Origin of the sequence: Pseudomonas pudica, from assembly GCF_015680405.1 — a bacterium.
GTDB classification, from domain to species: Bacteria; Pseudomonadota; Gammaproteobacteria; order Pseudomonadales; family Pseudomonadaceae; genus Aquipseudomonas; species Aquipseudomonas pudica.
On the sequence record NZ_JADLJS010000032.1, the window covers coordinates 40,952 to 61,119 of the forward strand.

The 20,168-nt window shown below is 63.2% G+C and carries 16 protein-coding genes and 1 pseudogene; 10 read left to right on the top strand and 7 right to left on the bottom strand.

Annotated elements, in window-relative coordinates:
• Positions 1 to 100 precede the first annotated feature (100 nt).
• Positions 101 to 553, top strand: a complete 453-nt coding sequence (locus IRZ77_RS19685; protein ID WP_013974739.1) for a YaiI/YqxD family protein — start codon at positions 101 to 103, stop codon at positions 551 to 553.
• A 179-nt stretch (positions 554 to 732) separates the two neighbouring features.
• Here the strand turns inward: IRZ77_RS19685 and elbB are convergent, their stop codons facing one another.
• Positions 733 to 1,392: an isoprenoid biosynthesis glyoxalase ElbB gene (elbB, locus tag IRZ77_RS19690; RefSeq protein WP_025341066.1), complete on the bottom strand. Its 660-nt coding sequence runs from the start codon at positions 1,390 to 1,392 to the stop codon at positions 733 to 735.
• Between the two features lie 310 nt (positions 1,393 to 1,702).
• Between elbB and IRZ77_RS27000 the strand changes: the two are divergent.
• Positions 1,703 to 2,131 (top strand): annotated as a pseudogene (locus tag IRZ77_RS27000) (sterol desaturase family protein); the annotation flags it as partial.
• Between the two features lie 501 nt (positions 2,132 to 2,632).
• On the opposite strand, the gene IRZ77_RS19700 reads toward IRZ77_RS27000, so the two are convergent.
• Positions 2,633 to 3,277, bottom strand: coding sequence for a DedA family protein (locus IRZ77_RS19700; protein WP_161797610.1), 645 nt, complete (start codon positions 3,275 to 3,277; stop codon positions 2,633 to 2,635).
• Between the two features lie 213 nt (positions 3,278 to 3,490).
• On the opposite strand from IRZ77_RS19700, the gene ppk1 reads away from it, so the two are divergent.
• The gene (gene ppk1, locus IRZ77_RS19705) at positions 3,491 to 5,734 is read left to right on the top strand and encodes a polyphosphate kinase 1 (protein WP_046613641.1); all 2,244 of its coding nucleotides are present in this window, start codon (positions 3,491 to 3,493) and stop codon (positions 5,732 to 5,734) included.
• On the opposite strand, the gene ppx is transcribed toward ppk1, so the two are convergent.
• Positions 5,721 to 7,223, bottom strand: a complete 1,503-nt coding sequence (gene ppx / locus IRZ77_RS19710) for an exopolyphosphatase (protein ID WP_046613640.1) — start codon at positions 7,221 to 7,223, stop codon at positions 5,721 to 5,723. The two genes, ppk1 and ppx, sit on opposite strands and share 14 nt — an antisense overlap.
• Positions 7,224 to 7,477: 254 nt before the next feature.
• Here ppx and trxA point away from each other — a divergent pair, with 254 nt between their 5' ends.
• The 5 genes from trxA (at position 7,478) to IRZ77_RS19735 (ending at position 12,843) form a co-directional block, all read left to right on the top strand.
• A complete protein-coding gene (gene trxA, locus IRZ77_RS19715) occupies positions 7,478 to 7,807 on the top strand; it encodes a thioredoxin TrxA (protein ID WP_003253660.1) in 330 nt (109 codons plus the stop codon).
• Positions 7,808 to 8,034: 227 nt separating this feature from the next.
• Complete coding sequence (rho, locus tag IRZ77_RS19720) at positions 8,035 to 9,294, top strand: transcription termination factor Rho (protein WP_003253661.1); 1,260 nt, start codon at positions 8,035 to 8,037, stop codon at positions 9,292 to 9,294.
• A 218-nt stretch (positions 9,295 to 9,512) separates the two neighbouring features.
• Positions 9,513 to 10,979 (top strand): 4-hydroxy-3-polyprenylbenzoate decarboxylase, encoded by a 1,467-nt coding sequence (ubiD, locus tag IRZ77_RS19725; protein ID WP_025341062.1) that lies wholly within the window; start codon positions 9,513 to 9,515, stop codon positions 10,977 to 10,979.
• Positions 10,979 to 11,947, top strand: coding sequence for a CDP-6-deoxy-delta-3,4-glucoseen reductase (locus tag IRZ77_RS19730; protein WP_013974732.1), 969 nt, complete (start codon positions 10,979 to 10,981; stop codon positions 11,945 to 11,947). The genes ubiD and IRZ77_RS19730 overlap by 1 nt, the downstream gene beginning before the upstream one ends.
• A 245-nt stretch (positions 11,948 to 12,192) precedes the next feature.
• Complete coding sequence (locus tag IRZ77_RS19735; RefSeq protein ID WP_085602257.1) at positions 12,193 to 12,843, top strand: gamma-glutamylcyclotransferase; 651 nt, start codon at positions 12,193 to 12,195, stop codon at positions 12,841 to 12,843.
• Between the two features lie 52 nt (positions 12,844 to 12,895).
• Here the strand turns inward: IRZ77_RS19735 and IRZ77_RS19740 are convergent, their stop codons facing one another.
• The gene (locus tag IRZ77_RS19740; protein ID WP_046613637.1) at positions 12,896 to 13,873 is read right to left on the bottom strand and encodes an NADPH:quinone oxidoreductase family protein; all 978 of its coding nucleotides are present in this window, start codon (positions 13,871 to 13,873) and stop codon (positions 12,896 to 12,898) included.
• Between the two features lie 168 nt (positions 13,874 to 14,041).
• Between IRZ77_RS19740 and IRZ77_RS19745 the strand changes: the two genes are divergently transcribed.
• Positions 14,042 to 14,446 (top strand): flagellar basal body-associated protein FliL, encoded by a 405-nt coding sequence (locus IRZ77_RS19745; protein ID WP_025341058.1) that lies wholly within the window; start codon positions 14,042 to 14,044, stop codon positions 14,444 to 14,446.
• Between the two features lie 163 nt (positions 14,447 to 14,609).
• The gene (locus IRZ77_RS19750) at positions 14,610 to 15,044 is read left to right on the top strand and encodes a type II toxin-antitoxin system PemK/MazF family toxin (protein WP_046613636.1); all 435 of its coding nucleotides are present in this window, start codon (positions 14,610 to 14,612) and stop codon (positions 15,042 to 15,044) included.
• Positions 15,045 to 15,204: 160 nt separating this feature from the next.
• Here IRZ77_RS19750 and IRZ77_RS19755 read toward each other — a convergent pair whose 3' ends face one another.
• From IRZ77_RS19755 to IRZ77_RS19765, 3 genes are read right to left on the bottom strand one after another with little or no spacing between them, the layout of a single operon-like run.
• On the bottom strand, positions 15,205 to 16,317 hold the full coding sequence (locus IRZ77_RS19755) for an ABC transporter permease (RefSeq protein ID WP_046613635.1): 1,113 nt from the start codon (positions 16,315 to 16,317) through the stop codon (positions 15,205 to 15,207).
• A 1-nt stretch (position 16,318) separates the two neighbouring features.
• Positions 16,319 to 19,039 (bottom strand): ribosome-associated ATPase/putative transporter RbbA, encoded by a 2,721-nt coding sequence (gene rbbA / locus IRZ77_RS19760; protein WP_153671417.1) that lies wholly within the window; start codon positions 19,037 to 19,039, stop codon positions 16,319 to 16,321.
• Positions 19,036 to 19,995 (bottom strand): HlyD family secretion protein, encoded by a 960-nt coding sequence (locus IRZ77_RS19765; RefSeq protein WP_196174221.1) that lies wholly within the window; start codon positions 19,993 to 19,995, stop codon positions 19,036 to 19,038. Before IRZ77_RS19765 ends, rbbA begins: the two co-directional genes overlap by 4 nt.
• Between the last annotated feature and the right edge of the window lie 173 nt (positions 19,996 to 20,168).

Consider the following 20,168-nt stretch of genomic DNA (forward strand, 5'->3'; position numbering starts at 1 on the left):
GAAATATTGGCGCCATTTTTCCAGCGGGCTTGGGTGGTGCTGCAGCTTTCGTTGCGCTTGAGGCATGATGGCGGCCTCAAGCTGATTGCGAGGTTTTCCGATGCGTGTGTGGATCGATGCCGACGCCTGCCCCAAGGCGGCCAAGGATCTGATCGTCAAGTTCGCCCTCAAGCGCAAGTTCGAGGTAGTGATGGTGGCGGGCCAGGCTGTGGCCAAGCCGGCGTTCGCGATCGTGCGCCTGATCGTGGTGCCCAGCGGCATGGACGCGGCCGACGATTACCTGGTGGAGCACGCCGTGCCTGGCGAGCTGGTGATCTGCAGTGATGTGCCGTTGGCCGATCGCCTGGTGAAAAAGGGCGTGGCGGCCCTGGACCCGCGCGGGCGCGAGTTCGACGAGCGCAACATGGGGGATCGGCTGGCGGCACGCAACCTGTTCACCGAGCTGCGCGAGCAGGGCCAGGTGGGGGGAGGGCAGGCGCCTTATGGCGAGCGCGAGAAGCAGGCGTTTGCCAATGCGCTGGACCGGATCATTGCCCGGTTGTCCAAACCCTGAAGCGACCCGGCTGGCGGTATGGACACGACGTGTGGGAGCGGCCTTGTGTCGCGAAAGGGCCGCGAAGCGGCCCCAGGATTTCAGCTTCGCCGCATAAATTGCCGGGGCCGCGCTGCGGCCCTTTCGCGACACAAGGCCGCTCCCACGGAGACCGCGTCAGATTCTGAATCTTGCACCCGTTACTCGTGCGTCAGCTCCAGCACCCGATCCACCAGCTTGTAGATCCCGCCAGCCGCTTCACTGATCGACTTGGCCTCCATGTACGCCGGGGTGGTCACCAGCTTGCGCTGGGTGTCCTCGACAATATCGTGGACATCGCACTCTTCATGAGTGCCACCCATCTTCGTCACGGCCGCCGCAGTGCCAGCGTCGGTACCGATGGTGCAGACCACGCCAGGGCCATAGATCTTCGCTGCCAGCGCCGGCGAGATGCAGATCAGGCCAACCGGCTTGCAGGCATCGGCAAAGGCTTCGGCCAGGGCCAGCACATCTGGGTGGACGCTGCAGTTGGCGCCTTCCACGGCAAAGTTGGACAGGTTCTTCGCCGCCCCGAAACCGCCTGGCACGATCAATGCGTCGAAGTCTTCGGCCTTGGCTTCGCGGATGTCCTTGACCTCACCGCGGGCAATGCGCGCCGACTCCACCAGTACATTGCGCGATTCGGGCATTTCCTCGCCAGTCAGGTGGTTGATCACGTGCATCTGCGCAATGTTCGGCGCGAAGCACTGCACCTGCGCACCACGCTGGTCGAGGCGCAGCAGGGTGATCACGCTTTCGTGGATTTCGGCGCCGTCATAAACGCCGCAGCCGGAAAGAATCACCGCTACTTTTTTTGTCATGCTTTTTACTCCAGTGTCGAGGCGCTAAATGTCCTCTAGTTTGGCAGATGTAGCCATAGGGATTCCTGCAAGCGCGGCCTAATCTTGGCGAACAACGCCTGAGGTCGTACCCATGGACCTGATCCTGCTGGCCGTGCCGTTCTTCTTCGTGCTGATCGCCGTCGAACTGCTGGCCGACCGTGTGCGCGGCCAGCGCAACTTCACCCTGGCCGACTCGATCAACAGCCTCAGCACCGGTGCGCTGTCGACCAGTACCGGGTTGCTGACCAAAGGGGTGGGGCTGGTGACCTATGCCCTGGTCTTCGAGCACATGGCGTTGCTGCGCCTGCCGCCGCAGGCCTGGTGGGTGTGGCTGCTGGCTTTTGTGTTGTACGACTTCTGCTACTACTGGCTGCATCGTCTGGGCCACGAGCGCAACGTGCTGTGGGCTGCGCACTCGGTGCATCACCAGAGCGAGGAATACAACCTCACCACGGCGCTGCGGCAGACCAGCAGCGGGTTCATCTTCTCGTGGCTGTTCTACCTGCCGCTGGCGATGCTCGGTGTGCCGCCGCTGGTTTTCATCACGGTGGCGTCGCTCAACCTGCTGTACCAGTTCTGGGTGCATACCCGGCATATTCCCAAGCTGGGCTGGCTCGAGTGGGTGTTGATCACGCCATCCAACCATCGCGTCCACCATGCGCAAAATCCTGCTTACTTGGATCGCAATTACGGCGGCGTGTTCATTCTCTGGGATCGTCTGTTCGGCACCTTCAAAGAGGAAGACCCGGCCGAGCCGGTGGTGTTCGGGGTGACCACGCCGTTGGCCAGCTGGAACCCGCTGTGGGCAAACCTGCAGTTCTATGCCCAGCTCTGGCACGACGCCCGACGTGCCGACAGCCCGTGGGACAAACTGCGAATCTGGTTCATGCCCACCGGCTGGCGGCCGGCCGATGTGGCCGCACGCTACCCGCAGGCCAAGCAGGACCTGGCGTTGTTTCGCAAGTTCGCGGTTGCCCTGGGCCGTGCGCAGCAGGCCTATGTGGCGGCGCAATTCGTGGGTTACGTGGCGCTGGGCAGCTATCTGATGGAGGTGGCCGATCGCGTGCCAACTGCCGCCCTGGTGCTCGGCTGGGCGCTGATGGCGTTTGGCTTGTTCGTGCTTGGCGCGCTGCTGGAGAACCGACCATGGGCCGTGCGCCTGGAGCTGTTACGGCTGCTGGCGAATGCGCCGGCGCTGTACCTGGCAGGCGCACTGGGCCTAGCGGTGGTCGTGCCGCTGGCCTGGTTGCTGCTCGTGGTTTACAGCTTGCTCAGCCTCTGGGGGCTGGGCCTTGCCCGCCGCCTTGCGCTCCGCGCGCAATGTGCGGAAGCGCCGACGCAGCCACAGCAGGCCGCCCAACGCCAACAGGCCACCGAGCACCCATAGCTCGTAGCGCTTCACGTTGCCCAGCAGGCCTTCGAGAATGGCGCCGAAGTGATACGCGGCCGCGCCCAGTGCCACTGCCCAGATGGCCGCGCCAAGACCATTCAGCAGCAGATAGCGGCGTGGCGGGTAGCCGGACAGGCCAATGGCCACCGGCATGACCGTGCGCAGGCCATAGACGAAGCGGAAACTCAGTACCCAGATGTCGGGGTGGCGACGGATGTGGTCCAGCGCCCGGTCACCCATCGCCTGCCAGCGCGGTTTGCGTGCCAGTATCCTGCGCCCGTGGCGTCGGCCCATGAAGTACCACAGCTGGTCGCCGGCATAGCTGCCGAAAAAAGCCACCAGGCACACCAGGTTGATGTCCATGTAACCGCGGAACGCAAGGAATCCCGCAAGCACCAGGATGGTCTCGCCTTCGAAGAAGGTGCCTAGAAAAAGGGCGAAGTAGCCGAAATCCTGCAGGAATTGTTGAAGCATTTTCTGAGGTGCTGGCGAAATGAACGCGAAGCCTACCCCTTCGCGCGCGTTCGTGAAAGTGTCCAAATGTGTCTCGACATGAACAATTCCTGCTCGGAGAATGCCAGAAGCCATGCGCCATGGCTTGCCCTGACATGTAACACAGGCGTCATAATGGGCGCTTATCTTGCCGCTCAATAGATGATAGGGCGTTAACGTCCTCAGGAACGCCAGATGAATAATGAAGTGCTAACCCCTGTCGCGATCAAGGATGCTCAGGAACTCCCCGAAGAGATGGTGCAGACCCCGCCAGACCTGCCGCCGGCGCCCCTGCCTGCCGTGGAACCGGTGGCAGAGACTGCGGCTCCGGCACCCGCGCCGGCCCCGGCGATCATCATCCCGGGCCTGGACGACAGCAGCCTGTACATTCATCGCGAACTCTCCCAGTTGCAGTTCAATATCCGCGTGCTGGAGCAGGCGCTGGACGAGAGCTACCCGCTGCTAGAGCGCCTCAAGTTCCTGTTGATCTTCTCCAGCAACCTCGACGAGTTCTTCGAGATCCGAGTCGCCGGCCTGAAGAAGCAGATCAACTTTGCTCGTGAACAGGCCGGTGCCGACGGCCTGCAGCCGCACCAGGCGCTGGCGCGTATCAGCGACCTGGTGCACAGTGAAGTGGAGCGCCAGTACGCAATCCTCAACGATGTGCTGCTGCCCGAGCTGGAGAAGCACCATATCCGCTTCATCCGCCGGCGTCACTGGACCCCCAAGCTCAAGACCTGGGTGCGCCGCTACTTCCGCGACGAAATCGCCCCGATCATCACCCCGATCGGCCTCGACCCTACTCACCCGTTCCCGCTGCTGGTGAACAAGAGCCTCAACTTCATCGTCGAGCTCGAGGGTGTCGACGCCTTCGGTCGCGATTCGGGCCTGGCGATCATTCCGGCCCCGCGCCTGCTGCCGCGGGTCATCCGCGTGCCGGAAGAGGTGGGTGGCCCTGGCGCCAACTATGTGTTCCTGTCGTCAATGATCCACGCGCACGCCGACGACCTGTTCCAGGGCATGAAGGTGAAGGGCTGCTACCAGTTCCGCCTGACCCGTAACGCCGACCTGGCGCTGGACTCCGAAGAGGTCGATGACCTGGCCCGCGCCCTGCGCGGCGAGCTGTTCTCGCGCCGCTACGGTGACGCAGTGCGCCTGGAGGTCGCCGACACCTGCCCGAAACACTTGTCGGACTACCTGCTCAAGCAGTTCAGCCTCAGCGAAAGCGAGCTGTACCAGGTCAACGGCCCGGTCAACCTTACCCGCCTGTTCAGCATCACCGGCCTGGACAGCCACCCTGAGCTGCAGTACACGCCGTTCACCCCGGCGATCCCCAAGCTGCTGCAGAACGCCGACAATATCTTCAGCGTGATCGGCAAGCAGGACATCCTGCTGATGCACCCGTTCGAGTCCTTCACCCCGGTGATCGACCTGCTGCGGCAGGCCGCCAAGGACCCGCACGTGCTTGCCGTGCGCCAGACCCTGTACCGTTCCGGGGCCAACTCGGAAATCGTCGACGCGCTGGTGGACGCAGCGCGTAACGGCAAGGAGGTCACCGCGGTGATCGAGTTGCGGGCGCGCTTCGACGAAGAGTCCAACCTGCAGATGGCCAGCCGCCTGCAAGCGGCCGGTGCGGTGGTGATCTACGGCGTGGTCGGCTTCAAGACCCACGCTAAGATGATGCTGATCCTGCGCCGCGAGCAGGGCGAGATCGTGCGTTATGCGCACCTGGGCACTGGTAACTACCACGCCGGCAACGCCCGCCTGTACACCGATTACAGCCTGCTGACCTCCGACGACGCCCTCACCGAGGACGTCGGCAAGCTGTTCAGCCAGCTGATCGGCATGGGCAAGACCCTGCGCATGAAGAAGCTGCTGCACGCGCCGTTCACCCTGAAGAAGGGCATGCTCGATATGATCGCGCGGGAAACCCAGTTCGCCCTCGAAGGCAAGCCGGCGCATATCATCGCCAAGTTTAACTCGCTGACCGACGCCAAGGTCATCAAGGCGTTGTACAAGGCCAGCCAGTCGGGCGTGAAGATCGACCTGGTGGTGCGTGGCATGTGCTGCCTGCGCCCAGGAATTCCGGGGGTTTCGCACAATATCCAGGTACGCTCGATCATCGGCCGCTTCCTCGAGCACACACGGGTGTTCTACTTCCTCAATGGCGGCGAAGAGCAGATCTACCTGTCCAGTGCCGACTGGATGGAGCGCAACCTCGACAAGCGTGTCGAGACCTGCTTCCCGGTGGAGGGCAAGAAGCTGTTGCTGCGGGTGAAGAAGGAGCTGGAAGGCTACCTGACCGACAACACCCACGCCTGGACCCTGCAGCCGGACGGGCGCTACGTGCGCAGCACGCCAACCGGCAACCAGAACCCGCGCAGTGCCCAGGCGACCCTGCTGGAGCGCCTGAGCAACCCGGTCCTCAACGTACGCTGAGGACGAAGCCGACCCGGGCAAGCCACTCCGCCTCGTTGGCGAAGTCGGCCTGGGTCAGTTGGTTCTGTTCCAGCCAGCCCTCGGGGAAGGCCACGTCGAGGCTGCTGTCGGCAGCCTTGAGCTCGACCTTCGGCATCTGCTGGTTGCCACGGATGTGGTGGAACAGGATGGCGAAGCGCAGCAGCACGCACAGGCGCAGCAGCTTGACCCCTTCCTCACCTAGTTCGGCGATCTTGTCCTTGGGGATGTTGCGGCGGTGGCCGCGCACCAGCAAGGCCATCATCTGCTGGTCCTCGCGGGAGAAACCCGACAGGTCGGAGTGCTCGATCAGGTAGGCGCCGTGTTTATGGTAGTGGTAGTGAGCGATATCCAGGCCGATTTCGTGCACTTTTGCCGCCCAGCCCAGCAGATCGCGCCAGTTCCCGTCTTTGAGATCCCACGCGTCGGCCACTTGGTCGAAGGCGTGCAACGCCTTGCGTTCGACGCGCGCGGCCTGGCCCTGGTCCACGTGGTAGCGCTCCATCAGCGAGTTCAGTGTGCGTTCGCGCACGTCTTCGTGGTGGTGGCGGCCCAGCAGGTCGAACAGCACACCTTCGCGCAGGGCACCGTCGCAGTGGTCCATGCGCTGCAGTTCCAGGGCATCGAAGATCGCTTCGAGAATCGCCAGGCCCGCCGGGAAGATGGTGCGGCGGTCCGGCTTGACCCCTTCGAAGTCGATCTTGTCGACCTCGCCCAGCTTGAACAGCTTGCGCTTGACCCAGGCCAGCCCCTCGGCGTTGACCTCGCCATTGCCCAGGCCACCTGCCTTGATGGCTGCGCCGATGGCACGAATGGTACCGGACGAGCCGATGGCCTCGTCCCAGGTCAGGCGGTGCAGGGCATTCTCGATGCTCATCAGCTCCAGGCGCGCGGCGGTGTAAGCCTGGGCGTAGCGGGCCGGGGTGATCTTGCCGTCGCGGAAGTAGCGCTGGGTGAAGCTGACGCAGCCCATCTGCAGGCTTTCGCGCAGCAGCGGCTCGAAGCGCTGGCCGATGATGAACTCGGTACTGCCGCCGCCGATATCGGCTACCAGGCGTTTGCCGGGGGTATCGGCCAGGGTGTGCGACACGCCCAGGTAGATCAGGCGCGCTTCTTCACGGCCAGAGATTACCTCGACCGGGTGGCCAAGGATGGCTTCGGCGCGCTGGATGAATTCGTTGCGGTTGCGCGCTTCGCGCAAGGCGTTGGTACCGACGATACGCACCGAGCCTGCCGGCATGCCGTTGATCAGTTGGGAAAAGCGCTTGAGGCAATCCAGGCCTCGTTCCATTGCCTCTTCACTGAGCTTGCGTTCTTCGTCGATGCCGGCGGCCAGCTGAACCTTCTCGCCGAGCCGCTCGAGAATGCGGATTTCGGTATGGTGGGCCTTGGCCACGACCATGTGAAAGCTGTTGGAGCCAAGGTCGATGGCGGCGATCAGGGACAGGTTCTTCGCGATGGTATGCGGCATGATCTGGTTGTTCTCGGTCGTTAACCCGGCAATCGTGCCACGATAGCAGGCTGTCGCCAACGCGTGGTACACAGCCGTTGAGCTGGCCTTGATGCAAGGCAATGTGCCATTCGATGCTATGACGTTTGCATGACAGTTTCGATTCGTGGCGTCTTGCACAACTATAGTTACACTCAATCGTCCGTGGCTTCCTGTCGGGCGTGGGTACGGCTATCATGGGCCACGTTTTTTTGCTTACGACCCTGGAGATATCCATGAGCAGCGATCTGATCAAACATGTCACCGACGCCTCCTTCGAAGCCGATGTCCTTAAGGCCGAAGGCGCCGTACTGGTCGACTACTGGGCTGAATGGTGCGGTCCATGCAAGATGATCGCTCCGGTACTGGACGACATCGCCTCCACCTACGAGGGCAAACTGACCGTCGCCAAGCTGAACATCGACGAGAACCAGGAAACCCCGGCCAAGCACGGCGTGCGTGGTATCCCGACGCTGATGCTGTTCAAGAACGGCAACGTCGAAGCCACCAAGGTCGGCGCCCTGTCCAAATCGCAGCTGGCCGCGTTCCTCGACGCCCACCTGTGATGTGAAAAAGCCCCGCAGATGCGGGGCTTTTCTTTTTCAGAGCACTAGACGCAGAAAAAAGCAAGTGTTACATTCGGCCTCGCACTGCTTCTCCAGTGCCCTCTACACGCCGTCGCCGAAGCATCCCTAATTCGAATCAGTACGCGATCCTGTCGCCATCTAGCGGCGCGGCCTCATTAAGCCAGAAGCTTAATTCTCCCTTCTTACATGATTACGTCACTCCCCTTATGAACCTGACTGAACTCAAGCAAAAGCCGATTACCGATCTTTTGGAAATGGCCGAACAGATGGGCATCGAAAACATGGCCCGTTCGCGCAAACAGGACGTGATTTTCGCCCTGCTGAAGAAGCACGCGAAAAGCGGCGAAGAGATCTCGGGTGACGGCGTGCTGGAGATTCTCCAGGATGGTTTCGGTTTCCTGCGTTCGGCTGATGCGTCCTACCTGGCCGGCCCTGACGACATCTACGTCTCGCCCAGCCAGATCCGCCGTTTCAACCTGCGTACCGGTGACACCATCGTCGGCAAGATTCGTCCGCCGAAGGAAGGGGAGCGTTACTTCGCCCTGCTGAAGGTCGACACCATCAACTTCGACCGCCCGGAAAACGCGAAGAACAAGATCCTGTTCGAAAACCTGACGCCGCTGTTCCCGAACAAGCGCCTGAAGATGGAAGCCGGTAACGGCTCCACCGAAGACCTGACCGGCCGCGTCATCGACCTGTGCGCTCCGATCGGCAAAGGCCAGCGTGGCCTGATCGTTGCTCCGCCGAAAGCGGGCAAGACGATCATGCTGCAGAACATCGCGGCCAACATCACCCGTAACAATCCCGAGTGCCACCTGATCGTCCTGCTGATCGACGAGCGCCCGGAAGAAGTGACCGAAATGCAGCGCACCGTGCGTGGCGAAGTGGTTGCCTCCACCTTCGACGAGCCGCCAACCCGCCACGTGCAGGTTGCCGAAATGGTGATCGAGAAGGCCAAGCGCCTGGTCGAGCACAAGAAGGACGTGGTCATCCTGCTGGACTCCATCACCCGTCTGGCACGTGCCTACAACACCGTCATCCCGAGCTCCGGCAAGGTGCTGACCGGTGGTGTCGACGCCCACGCCCTGGAGAAGCCGAAGCGCTTCTTCGGTGCCGCGCGTAACATCGAGGAAGGCGGTTCGCTGACCATCATCGCCACCGCGCTGGTCGAAACCGGCTCGAAGATGGACGAAGTGATCTACGAAGAGTTCAAGGGCACTGGCAACATGGAGCTGCCGCTGGACCGCCGCATCGCCGAGAAGCGTGTGTTCCCGGCTATCAACATCAACCGCTCCGGTACCCGCCGCGAAGAGCTGCTGACCGCCGACGACGAACTGCAGCGCATGTGGATCCTGCGCAAGCTGCTGCACCCGATGGACGAAATCGCCGCCATCGAGTTCCTGGTCGACAAGCTCAAGCAGACCAAGACCAACGACGAGTTCTTCCTGTCGATGAAGCGCAAGTAAGCGTTTCAGGCCGGAATTGATTGGGGCTGCTTCGCAGCCCATCGCCGGCAAGCCAGCTCCCACAGGTACTGTACAGCTCTTGAAGCTTGTGCGGACTCTGTGGGAGCTGGCTTGCCGGCGATGGGGCGCGAAGCGGCCCCAAGTCATTTTTGGCCATTGGGTACTGAACGGCGCTACACTCTGCACCCCGACCGATACGGCCAACACGAGGCTCCTGCATGCAGTATCGCGACTTGCGCGACTTCATCCGTGGCCTGGAACAGCGCGGCGAGCTCAAGCGCATCCAGGTTCCGATCTCCCCCGTCCTGGAAATGACCGAGGTCTGCGACCGCACCCTGCGTGCCAAGGGCCCTGCATTGCTGTTCGAAAAGCCTACCGGCTTCGACATCCCGGTGCTGGGCAACCTGTTCGGTACTCCGGAGCGCGTGGCCATGGGCATGGGTGCCGAGTCGGTCGATGAGCTGCGGGAAATCGGCAAGCTGCTGGCCTTCCTCAAGGAGCCCGAACCGCCGAAGGGCCTGAAGGATGCCTGGTCCAAGCTGCCGATCTTCAAGAAAGTCGTGTCGATGGCGCCGAAAGTGGTCAAGGACGCGGTGTGTCAGGAAGTGGTGGTCGAGGGGGACGATGTCGACCTCGGCGCCCTGCCGATCCAGCACTGCTGGCCGGGCGACGTGGCGCCGCTGATCACCTGGGGCCTCACCGTCACCCGCGGCCCGAACAAGGACCGCCAGAACCTGGGCATCTACCGCCAGCAGGTGATCGGCCGCAACAAGGTCATCATGCGCTGGCTCAGCCACCGTGGCGGCGCCCTGGACTACCGCGAATGGTGCGAGAAGAACCCTGGCCAACCGTTCCCGGTCGCCGTGGCCCTGGGCGCTGACCCGGCCACCATCCTCGGCGCCGTGACCCCGGTGCCGGACACCCTCTCCGAGTACGCCTTCGCCGGCCTGCTGCGCGGCAACCGCACCGAACTGGTCAAGTGCCGGGGCAGCAACCTGCAGGTACCGGCTACCGCCGAAATCATCCTGGAAGGCGTGATCCACCCGGGCGAAATGGCCCCGGAAGGCCCGTATGGCGACCACACCGGCTACTACAACGAAGTGGACAGCTTCCCGGTGTTCACCGTCGAGCGCATCACCCATCGGCAGAAACCGATCTACCACAGCACCTACACCGGCCGCCCGCCAGATGAGCCGGCGATCCTCGGCGTGGCGCTGAACGAAGTGTTCGTGCCGATCCTGCAGAAGCAGTTCCCGGAAATCGTCGATTTCTACCTGCCGCCGGAAGGCTGCTCGTACCGCATGGCGGTGGTGACCATGAAGAAGCAGTACCCGGGCCACGCCAAGCGCGTGATGCTGGGTGTGTGGTCGTTCCTGCGACAGTTCATGTACACCAAATTCGTTATTGTCACCGATGACGATATCAATGCCCGCGACTGGAACGATGTGATCTGGGCCATCACCACACGCATGGACCCCAAGCGTGATACGGTGATGATCGACAACACCCCGATCGACTACCTGGACTTCGCGTCGCCGGTATCAGGGCTGGGGTCGAAGATGGGCCTGGACGCCACGCACAAGTGGCCGGGCGAGACTACACGCGAATGGGGACGGGTCATCGTCAAGGACGAAGCCGTCACCCGCCGTATCGATGAGCTGTGGGATCAGTTGGGAATAGATTGATGCAGGTAACGTTGCAGCCGTCCGGGGCGGTGCTGGCGCTCGAACCCGGGGAACGGATCCTGGATGGAGCGCGGCGGCTGGGCTATGACTGCCCGAACAGCTGCCGCAATGGCAATTGCCATGTCTGCGCCGCGTTGTTGGTCGAAGGCCGGGTACGCCAGGACGGTGAAGTCCGCGACCATGGCGAGCTGTTCACCTGCATTGCCGAACCGCTGGAGGACTGCGTGTTGCTCTGGGATGGTGTGCTCGCCCTGGGCGAGTTGCCGGTGCGCAAACTGGCGTGCAGTGTCAGTGAGTGCGTCGAGGTCGGTGGCGACGTCTGGCGCGTGCGGTTGCGCGCGCCGGCGGGCAGGCCGCCGCGCTACCACGCGGGGCAGTACCTGATGATCGAGCGCGAAGGCGGCAAGCAGGCGGCGTTTTCGCTGGCTTCCGCACCCCATGCCGGGCGCGAACTGGAGCTGCATGTGCTGGCGCGCGAGCCCAGTGCGCTGCAACTTATCGAGCAACTCAAGCGCGACGGCCTGGCGCGCATCGAAATGCCGTTCGGCGACACCCACCTGGCCGAGTTGCCTGACGGGCCGCTGGTGCTGATCGCTGCTGGCACCGGCATGGGCCAGATGCACAGCCTGGTCGAGCATTGCCGGGCTCAGGGTTTCAAGCACCCGGTGCACCTGTACTGGGGCGTGCGTCGGCCCGAAGACTTCTACCAGATCGAGCACTGGGACGAATGGCAGCGCCTGCCCAACCTGTTCCTTCACCAGGTGGTCAGCGACCTGTGCGGTTGGGAAGGCCGTTGCGGCATGCTGCATGAGGCGGTCTGCGAAGACATCGCCGACCTCAACAGCGTGCATGTATATGCCAGCGGCTCGCCGAACATGATCTATGCCACTCTCGACGCCTTGGTCGAAGCCGGCATGGATGCGCACCGCATGCGCGCCGATGTGTTTGCCTACGCACCACGCGGCTAATAACCGAAGTTTGAAAGTATGGGTATAAGGCGGTAATTGTTACCGCCTTGGCTAATAACTTTCACAGTTGCCGAAACAGTACTTTCCAGTCGTCGGGAGCGCGGATGAAACTCTGGCGCGAGGGCTTGAGTATTCCCGCACTTCTGTCCTATGGTTACTGCAAGCGCCCTTGGTACAGAGGCTTGGGGCGCATCGTAATCGAATCTCGCTACATCCGTAGTTTACAGGGATAATGGCGGCAGCTTATGTCGGCACTTGAAAGTATGTCCTGGGAAGTTTCATATCCACCGACACTCGACTTCGGTCAGCAACATACTCGCGAACAGTTGTTCAATTCCATGAAGACAACCATGTCTCGCCATCAGGGTGGGCCGGTTTGGCTGTTCGCCTATGGCTCGTTGATCTGGCGACCGGAGTGCAACTCGGTGGAACGCCAACGCGCGCGTGTACATGGTTACCACCGCGGCTTGTACCTGTGGTCGCACGAACACCGTGGCACCCCGGAAACCCCCGGGCTGGTGTTTGGCCTGGACCGCGGTGGCTCCTGCAGTGGTTTTGCCTATCGGTTGGATGACAGCAGCCTGGACGAGTCGCTGATGGCCCTGTGGCAGCGCGAGATGCCGTACCCGGCGTACCGGCCGCACTGGCTCAGTTGTCGGTTGGGTGATGGCAGCAAGGTGCAGGCCCTGGGCTTCGTGCTGGAGCGGCATTTGCCGTGCTATGCCGGGAACCTGCCGGACACCCTGCTCAGCCAGATACTGGCCAGTGCCAAGGGGCGCTATGGCACCACGCGTGATTATGTCGAACAGACCTTGAACGCCCTGCGCAGCCACCAGATGCCCGATCGCAACCTGGAGGCACGGTTCAGGCGCTGCCATAACCTGCGGGAGGTTTGATTACCTGTGCCGGCCTCTTCGCGGGTGAACCCGCGAAAAGGCCGGAACTGTCTTACCTGGCCAGCACCACCAACTTACCCACAGCCTGCCGCTGCCCCAACTTTTCAATGGCAGCCCCGGCTTCAGCCAGTGGATAAGTCTGCGATACCAGCGGCTTCAACTTGCCTTCGGCATGCCATGCAAACAGCTGCCGGAAGTTGGCCGCATTGTCCTCCGGCTGACGCTGGGCAAACGCTCCCCAGAATACCCCCAGTACCGCGGCACCTTTGAGGAGCACCAGGTTGGCCGCCAGCTGCGGGATGGTCCCGCTGGCAAAGCCCACCACCAGCAACCGGCCATTCCAGGCCAGCCCGCGCACTGCCTGTTCGAACAATTCGCCACCCACCGGGTCGTAGATCACGTCCACGCCCTGGCCACCGGTCAGGCGCTTGATCTCGTCACGCAGGCTGGCCTGGCTGTAGTCGATCAGTTCATCCGCCCCGGCTGCCTTGGCCACGGCCAGTTTTTCCGCACTGCTGGCGGCCGCGATCACTCGCGCGCCCATGGCCTTGCCGATCTCCACCGCCGCCAGGCCGACCCCGCCGGACGCGCCCAGCACCAGCAGTGTCTCGCCCGCCTGCAACTGGCCGCGCTGACGCAGGGCGTGCATGGAGGTGCCGTAGGTCATGCCGAATGCTGCAGCGGTGGTGAAGTCCATGCTCGCCGGGATCGGCAGCACGTTGTAGAACGGCACAGCCACCTGCTCGGCAAACGCTCCCCAGCCGGTCAGTGCCATGACCCGGTCGCCGACCTTGAACGCGCCGGCCTTTTCTCCGACGGCGGCCACCACGCCCGCCGCCTCGCCGCCGGGGGAGAACGGCAACGGTGGCTGGAACTGGTACTTGCCTTCGATGATCAGGGTGTCGGGGAAGTTGACTCCGGCGGCCTGCACATCCAGCAGGATCTCGTTTTTCTTCGGCACCGGGCTGGTCACCTCTTCCAGCACCAGATCGCGCGCCGGGCCAAGGGTTTTGCACAACACAGCTTTCATCGGGGCTATTCCTTTGCGGGTCGTGGCCGATAAGTGTAGGAGGGCCGCCTGCCCGGTCAACGAGCATGGCCTGCCCTGATGTGCAGGCATAAGTGCGGCATGAGCCCGGGCTTGGGTTTGAGCGGTGTGCTGGGTAAGCTGGCGCCAACTGTATTGAGGAGCGAATTCGTGAAAGCGTGGATCTTGATGGTGCTGGCGCTGCTGCTGCCGGCTGCGGCCATGGCCGAGGAAGCCAAGGAAGGGGCGCCAAAAGTCGCCTACATCAGCCTGAGCCCGCCCTTTGTCGGCAACTATGCCCTCGACGGCAGCCCGCGGCTGCGCGTGTACAAGGCCGACGTGGCCCTGCGCGTGACCGGCGACGAAGCCGCGAAGGCGGTGAAGCACCACGAGCCGCTGATCCGAAATCAGCTGGTGGCGCTGTTCACCCAACAGTCGGTGGACAGCATGAGCAACGTCGAGGCCAAGGAGCATCTTCGCCAGGAAGCGCTGAAACAGGTGCAGCAGGTAATGGAAGCCGAAGAGGGCAAACCGATCGTCGAAGACCTGCTGTTCAACAACCTGATCGTGCAGTGACCTGAAGCACTGTGAGGTCGATTGCTGGTGAGCTGGATTGAAGTCAGGCTTACCACGGTTGTAGGACCTTTCCGTCTTTCCTGTAAGCCCGCCAGTTTTCGGTTTCTGAAGCCAAGGCCAAGCTAAATTGTGCCTTGTCTTCAGTTGCTTGAGAGTGTTGGCAATGCCTTTGAAGTACCAGCCGAAAGAGGCGACTGTACTGATGTGCGACTTTTCAGGCTTTCAAGTGCCTGAAATGATCAAGGTGCGCCCGGTTGTCGTTCTTCGCAAGCACAGTCAAAACCGTCATTTGGTGACGATAATCCCGCTGAGCACCACCGCTCCGGATCACATGACAAGGCATCACGTTGTGCTGCCGAGTTATCTCCCCGGCCCGGCCCTGACATGCTGGGCGAAGTGCGACATGATCTACACGGTAGCTACCTCCAGACTGGACAGATGCCGGGTCAGGTCGCGGCAGGGCGGTGGTCGGGAATACATCACCTTTACAATGCGGCCAGAGCATTTCGCCGCCGTGAGGGCTGCTGTTGGCTTTACGCTGGGCTTCACACATCCAGCAACAGTGCAGTCTGTTGGCAATGTAACGCTCGATACGTGATAATGGGCCTGTTCCCGTAAGGGGCTTGCAAGACTCTGCGGATCCTGGTTCAACCAGCAATTACAGAGCCGGGCAGGTGTATGGCGATGACAAGCCGACCTGTCTGTGAGTAGGGCGCCGAAAGGCGCCCTTTGTCTTTGTTGCTAGATCCCAATTTGGATCAGGACGCCAGGCTTCGGCGAAACCGCGCCAGCGCCACGCCGAAGAACACCAGCCCGATCACAGCCAGCGCCAGGATGTCCGGCCACACCACCGTCCACCCGGCATCACGGAACAGGATTGCGGCGCCAAGGCTGACAAAATGCGTCGACGGCGACCCCTGCATCACCCACTGCAGCCACTGCGGCATGCTGTCCAGCGGTGTGCTGCCGCCGGACAGCAACAGCATCGGGATGATCACCGGGATTGCCAGCAGGCCGAATTGTGGCGTCGAGCGCGCCAGAGTGGCGAGGAAGATGCCCAGTGAGGTGCTGGCGAACAGGTACAGCGCGGTCACGGCCAGGAACAGGCCCATCGAACCGGAGAGCGGCACGCCAAGCGCGCCCTTGACCACCACCACCAGCGAAATCCAGGTGCAGATCACCACCACCAGCGCGTTGCTGGCGATTTTCGCCAGCATGATTTCCAGCGCGGTCAGCGGCAGCACCAGCAGGTGGTCGAGGGTGCCGTGCTCGCGCTCGCGCAGCAACGCTGTCCCGGTGAGGATTATCGCCAGGATGGTGATGTTGTTGATGATCTGGATCACCGCCAGGAACCAGCCACCCTCCAGGTTGGGGTTGAACAGGGCCTTGGCGTTGATTACCACCGGGCTCTGTGTGTTGCTGCGCTGGCTGTAGTCGAGCAACTCGCGTTCGAAGATGCGGCCGATGTAGCCGGCCCCCATGAACGCTTGACTCATGGCCGTGGCGTCGACATTGATCTGCAGTTCCGGCGAGCGTCCGGCCAGCAGGTCGCTCTGGAAATTCATCGGCACGTTGATCACGAAGGTGTACTGGCCGCTGTCCATGGCCTGGTCCAGGCGCCCCGGGGCCAGCGGTACGGCGGGCTGGAACTCGGGCGGTTGCAGGGCTTCGCCGAGCTTGCGCGACAGCAGACTGTGGTCTTCGTCCACCACTGCGACGCTGGCGTTGTGCACGCCGATCACCGAGCCGGCTGCGGGCATGTAGATAGCCACGCTGAAGGCATACAGCAGGAACAACAGCAGCACGCTGTCGTGGCGCAGGCTGGTCAGCTCTTTCAGGCCAAGGCGCAGGGTATGGTTCAGGCGTGACATCTCAGGCCTCCTGCTTCTTCAGCATGGCCAGGCTCAGGCCGGTGAACACGGTAAAGAAGCTGAGCAGGATCAGGCACTGCGGCCACAGTTCGCGCAGGCCCAGCGCCTTGGTGAAGGTGCCGACCGCGATATCGAGGAAGTAGCCCGCCGGGAACAGCTGGCCCATCACCGCCGCCGCGCCGTCCAGCGACGAGCGTGGCACGATCAGCCCGGAGAACTGGATGGTCGGCAGGCTGGTGATGATCATGGTGCCCAGGATGGCGGCGATCTGGGTGCGGGTGAAGGCCGAGATCAGCAGGCCAAGGCTGGTGGTCGCCAGCAGATAGGCGACGCCGCCACAGGCCAGGGCCAGCACGCTGCCCTTGAGCGGCACGGCGAACAGCCAGCGGTTCATCGCCACCAGCAGCGCCAGGTTGACCAGGCTCACGGCCAGATAGGGCATCTGCTTGCCGAGCAGGAATTCCAGGCGGGTGAGGGGTGTGGCGTAGAAGTTGGTGATGGAGCCGAGCTCTTTCTCGCGGACGATACCCAGCGCGGTGAGCATGGCCGGGATGAAGGCCAAAATCAGCGCCATTACTCCTGGACCGATGGCGTTCACGCTGACCACATCCTGGTTGTAGCGAAAACGGGTTTCCAGGCGCACCAGGTCCTGGCGCTGCTGCGGCTGTGGGCTGGCCTTGGCCAGTTGGTCGAGGTTGGCCTGGTGCACGGCTTCAACGTAGTTGCGGCTGGTTTCCGCGCGGAACGGCATGCCGCCATCGAGCCAGGCAGCCACGACCGGTTGACGCCCGGCGTACAGGTCGCGGCCAAAGCCGGGCGGAATTTCCAGCGCCAGTTTGATTTCAGAGCGCTGCAGGCGCTGGTGCATTTCGCGGGTATCGCGGATGGGCGCCTGTTCGGCGAAATAGCGTGAACCACGGAAGGCTTCGAGGTAGGCCCGGCTTTGCGGGCTCTGGTCCTGGTCGTGTACGGCGAAGGCGAGGTTTTCCACATCCAGCGAAATGCCATAGCCAAAGATCACCATCATGAACACCGCCCCCAGCAGGGCGAAGGCCAGGCGTACCTTGTCGCGCAGCAGCTCCTTGCCCTCACGGCCGGCCACCGCCAGCAGGCGACGCAGGCTGAAACCCTGGCGCAGCGCTGGCGCAGGTGTGGTGGCCTGCTCCAGCACGGCGTTGTCGGTAGCTTGTAGCGCCAGTTCCTGGGCCTGTTCCAGGCAGCGTACGAACGCGTCCTCCAGGGTGTTGCCCTGGTACTGGCGTTGCAGGGCACCCGGCGTGTCGCAGGCCAGTACCCGGCCTGCATGCATCAGCGAGATACGGTCGCAGCGCTGGGCTTCGTTCATGAAGTGGGTGGACAGGAAAATGGTCACGCCCTGCTCGCGTGACAGCTCCACCAGCAGGCGCCAGAAGTCGTCACGGGCAGCCGGGTCGACGCCGGAGGTGGGTTCGTCGAGGATCAGCACTTCCGGGCGGTGCAGTACTGCCACTGCCAGTGACAGGCGCTGGCGCAGCCCGAGGGGCAGGGCGCCGGATGGCTGGTCGGCGATGGCACCCAGGTCGAAGCGCTCGATCAGTTCGTCGATACGCTGGCCGCTCTCGACCTTTGGCAGGTCGAACAGGCGCGCATGCAGGTTCAGGTTCTGCCGGGTGCTGAGCTCGCCATACAGCGAAAAACTCTGCGACATGAAACCGACCCGCTTGCGCGTGGCCAGGTCGCTGGCATCCACCGGGCGGCCGAGCAGGCTGGCGCTGCCTTCGCTGGCCGGCATCAGGCCGGTGAGCACTTTCATGGTGGTGGTCTTGCCACAGCCGTTGGAGCCGAGGAAGCCGAAGATCTCCCCGCGGCCAATGGCGAAGCTGACCTTGTTCACGGCAGTGAAATCGCCAAAGCGCAGGGTCAGGTCGTTGGCCTCGATGGCGACCGAGGTGTCAGTGGCCGGGCGTGGTGGAATGATGAGCAGAGGGTGTTGTGCCTTGCCCGCGCCCTGGTAGTGGGTGAAGGCGTCGTCCAGCTTGCCGCTGGGGGTGACTGCGGCCAGTTCACGGCTGGGGCCGGCCGCCAGCAGGCGACCGCCATCGAGCATCAGGCAATGTTCAAACTGTTCGGCCTCCTCCATGTAGGCAGTGGCCACCAGCAGGGTCAGTTGCGGGCGCTGTGCGCGCACCTGTTCGACCAGCTCCCAGAAGCGCCGCCGTGACAGTGGGTCGACACCTGTGGTCGGCTCGTCGAGGATCAGCAGGTCCGGCTCGTGGATCAGTGCGCAGCACAGGCCCAGCTTCTGTTTCATGCCGCCCGACAGCTTGCCCGCCGGGCGCTCGGCAAAGCGCTGCAGGTCGGTAGCCTGCAGCAGGTTGGCCATGCGCTGTTCGCATTCACGGCGGCCGAGGCCGAACAGGGTGGCGAAAAAGCGGATGTTCTCGCTGATCGACAGCTCCGGATACAGGTTGTTGCCCAGCCCCTGCGGCATGAACGCCACTTTCGGGTACAGCGCCGCGCGATGGCGCCGCTGGCGGATCGAGCCACCCAGCACCTGCAGTTCGCCCTGTTGCAGGCGCTTGACGCCGGCGATCAGCCCCAGCAGGGTCGATTTGCCAGCCCCGTCAGGGCCGATCAGCGCGCAGCGGGTGCCCGCCGGCAGGCTGAACCCTAGGGGGTGCAGGGCCACCAGGTCGCCGTAGCGATGGCTGATACCCTCGGCCAGCAGTGCCGCGGCGTTCATTGCAGGTTGGCCGGCCAGTCCACATCAACCGTGCGTACATAGCCGGCGCCTGGCATACCCGGCTTGGCCTGCGGCACGGCGCCCGGGTCGGTCAGGCGCAACTTGACCCGGAACACCAGCTTTTGCCGCTCGTCGCGGGTTTCCACCTGCTTGGGGGTGAACTGGGCCTTGGCCGCGACAAAGGCCACCTTCGCCGGCAGCGCCCGCTCGGGCAGGGCGTCGAGCACGATCCGCGCCTGGTCGCCGACGGTCAGGCGGCCGCTGGTGGAGGCGGGCAGGTAGAGGTTCATGTACTGGTCGCTGGGGTCGATCAGCATCAGTACGCGGCCGCCGGCACCCAGCACTTCACCGGGCTCGGCCAGGCGCAGCTGGATGATGCCGTCGATCGGTGCGCGCAGGCTGCTGTCGTCGATTTCGCTGGTGAGCTGCGCCACCTGGGCCTCGGCGGCACCGATGGCGGCCTTGATCGCCGCCAGTTGGGCGCGGGCGGCGACCACGGCGGCGTTGGCCGTGTCGAAGCGCGCCTGCTGTTGGTCGAGCAACTGCTGGCTGGCGTACTTGCGCTGGAAGATCTCGCGCACGCGCTTGAGCTCCTGGCTGGCCAGCAGCAGTTCACTCTGGCGCAGCTGCACGCTGGCCTGGGCGGCGGCGTAGTTCTCCCGGGCGCGCAGCACTTCGGCTTCGGCCTGGCTGCGCTGGGCTTCCATGGTACGGGTGTCGATGCGCGCCAGCAGCTGGCCGCGTTTTACCTTGTCACCTTCTTCGACCAGCACTTCGGCCAGGCGACTAGGGATTTTGCTGGCGATCTGCACCTCGGTGGCTTCCAGGCGGCCGTTGCCCATGCTCAGGCCTTCGGGCAACTGGTCGTGGAGCGACTTCCAGTACCCCAGCCCGCCGGCTGTTGCGAGCAGGGCGATCAGCGCGGTGGCGAAGATCCTGGGGGCGTATCGGTTCATCGGTCTGCATCCTTGCGGTCATGCACACTGCATCATGGTCTGCGGCCACGCGCGGCGTGTTGATATCAGTCAAATCCATGACTGGGTCTGCTTCGCAGCCCATCGCCGGCAAGCCAGCTCCCACAGGGGCAGCGCATGGCTTGAGGTCTATGCGGTCGGGGTGGGAGCTGGCT

Bases quoted from the DNA above. Each gene is read 5' to 3' on its own strand.
- elbB (WP_025341066.1), bottom strand. From the start codon at position 1,392: ATGACAAAAAAAGTAGCGGTGATTCTTTCCGGCTGCGGCGTTTATGAC.
- IRZ77_RS19700 (WP_161797610.1), bottom strand. From the start codon at position 3,277: ATGCTTCAACAATTCCTGCAGGATTTCGGCTACTTCGCCCTTTTTCTA.
- IRZ77_RS19755 (WP_046613635.1), bottom strand. From the start codon at position 16,317: ATGTCACGCCTGAACCATACCCTGCGCCTTGGCCTGAAAGAGCTGACC.
- IRZ77_RS19740 (WP_046613637.1), bottom strand. From the start codon at position 13,873: ATGAAAGCTGTGTTGTGCAAAACCCTTGGCCCGGCGCGCGATCTGGTG.
- rho (WP_003253661.1), top strand. From the start codon at position 8,035: ATGAACCTGACTGAACTCAAGCAAAAGCCGATTACCGATCTTTTGGAA.
- IRZ77_RS19735 (WP_085602257.1), top strand. From the start codon at position 12,193: ATGTCGGCACTTGAAAGTATGTCCTGGGAAGTTTCATATCCACCGACA.
- IRZ77_RS19750 (WP_046613636.1), top strand. From the start codon at position 14,610: ATGCCTTTGAAGTACCAGCCGAAAGAGGCGACTGTACTGATGTGCGAC.
- ubiD (WP_025341062.1), top strand. From the start codon at position 9,513: ATGCAGTATCGCGACTTGCGCGACTTCATCCGTGGCCTGGAACAGCGC.
- rbbA (WP_153671417.1), bottom strand. From the start codon at position 19,039: ATGAACGCCGCGGCACTGCTGGCCGAGGGTATCAGCCATCGCTACGGC.
- trxA (WP_003253660.1), top strand. From the start codon at position 7,478: ATGAGCAGCGATCTGATCAAACATGTCACCGACGCCTCCTTCGAAGCC.
- ppx (WP_046613640.1), bottom strand. From the start codon at position 7,223: ATGCCGCATACCATCGCGAAGAACCTGTCCCTGATCGCCGCCATCGAC.
- IRZ77_RS19730 (WP_013974732.1), top strand. From the start codon at position 10,979: ATGCAGGTAACGTTGCAGCCGTCCGGGGCGGTGCTGGCGCTCGAACCC.
- IRZ77_RS19765 (WP_196174221.1), bottom strand. From the start codon at position 19,995: ATGAACCGATACGCCCCCAGGATCTTCGCCACCGCGCTGATCGCCCTG.
- IRZ77_RS19685 (WP_013974739.1), top strand. From the start codon at position 101: ATGCGTGTGTGGATCGATGCCGACGCCTGCCCCAAGGCGGCCAAGGAT.
- ppk1 (WP_046613641.1), top strand. From the start codon at position 3,491: ATGAATAATGAAGTGCTAACCCCTGTCGCGATCAAGGATGCTCAGGAA.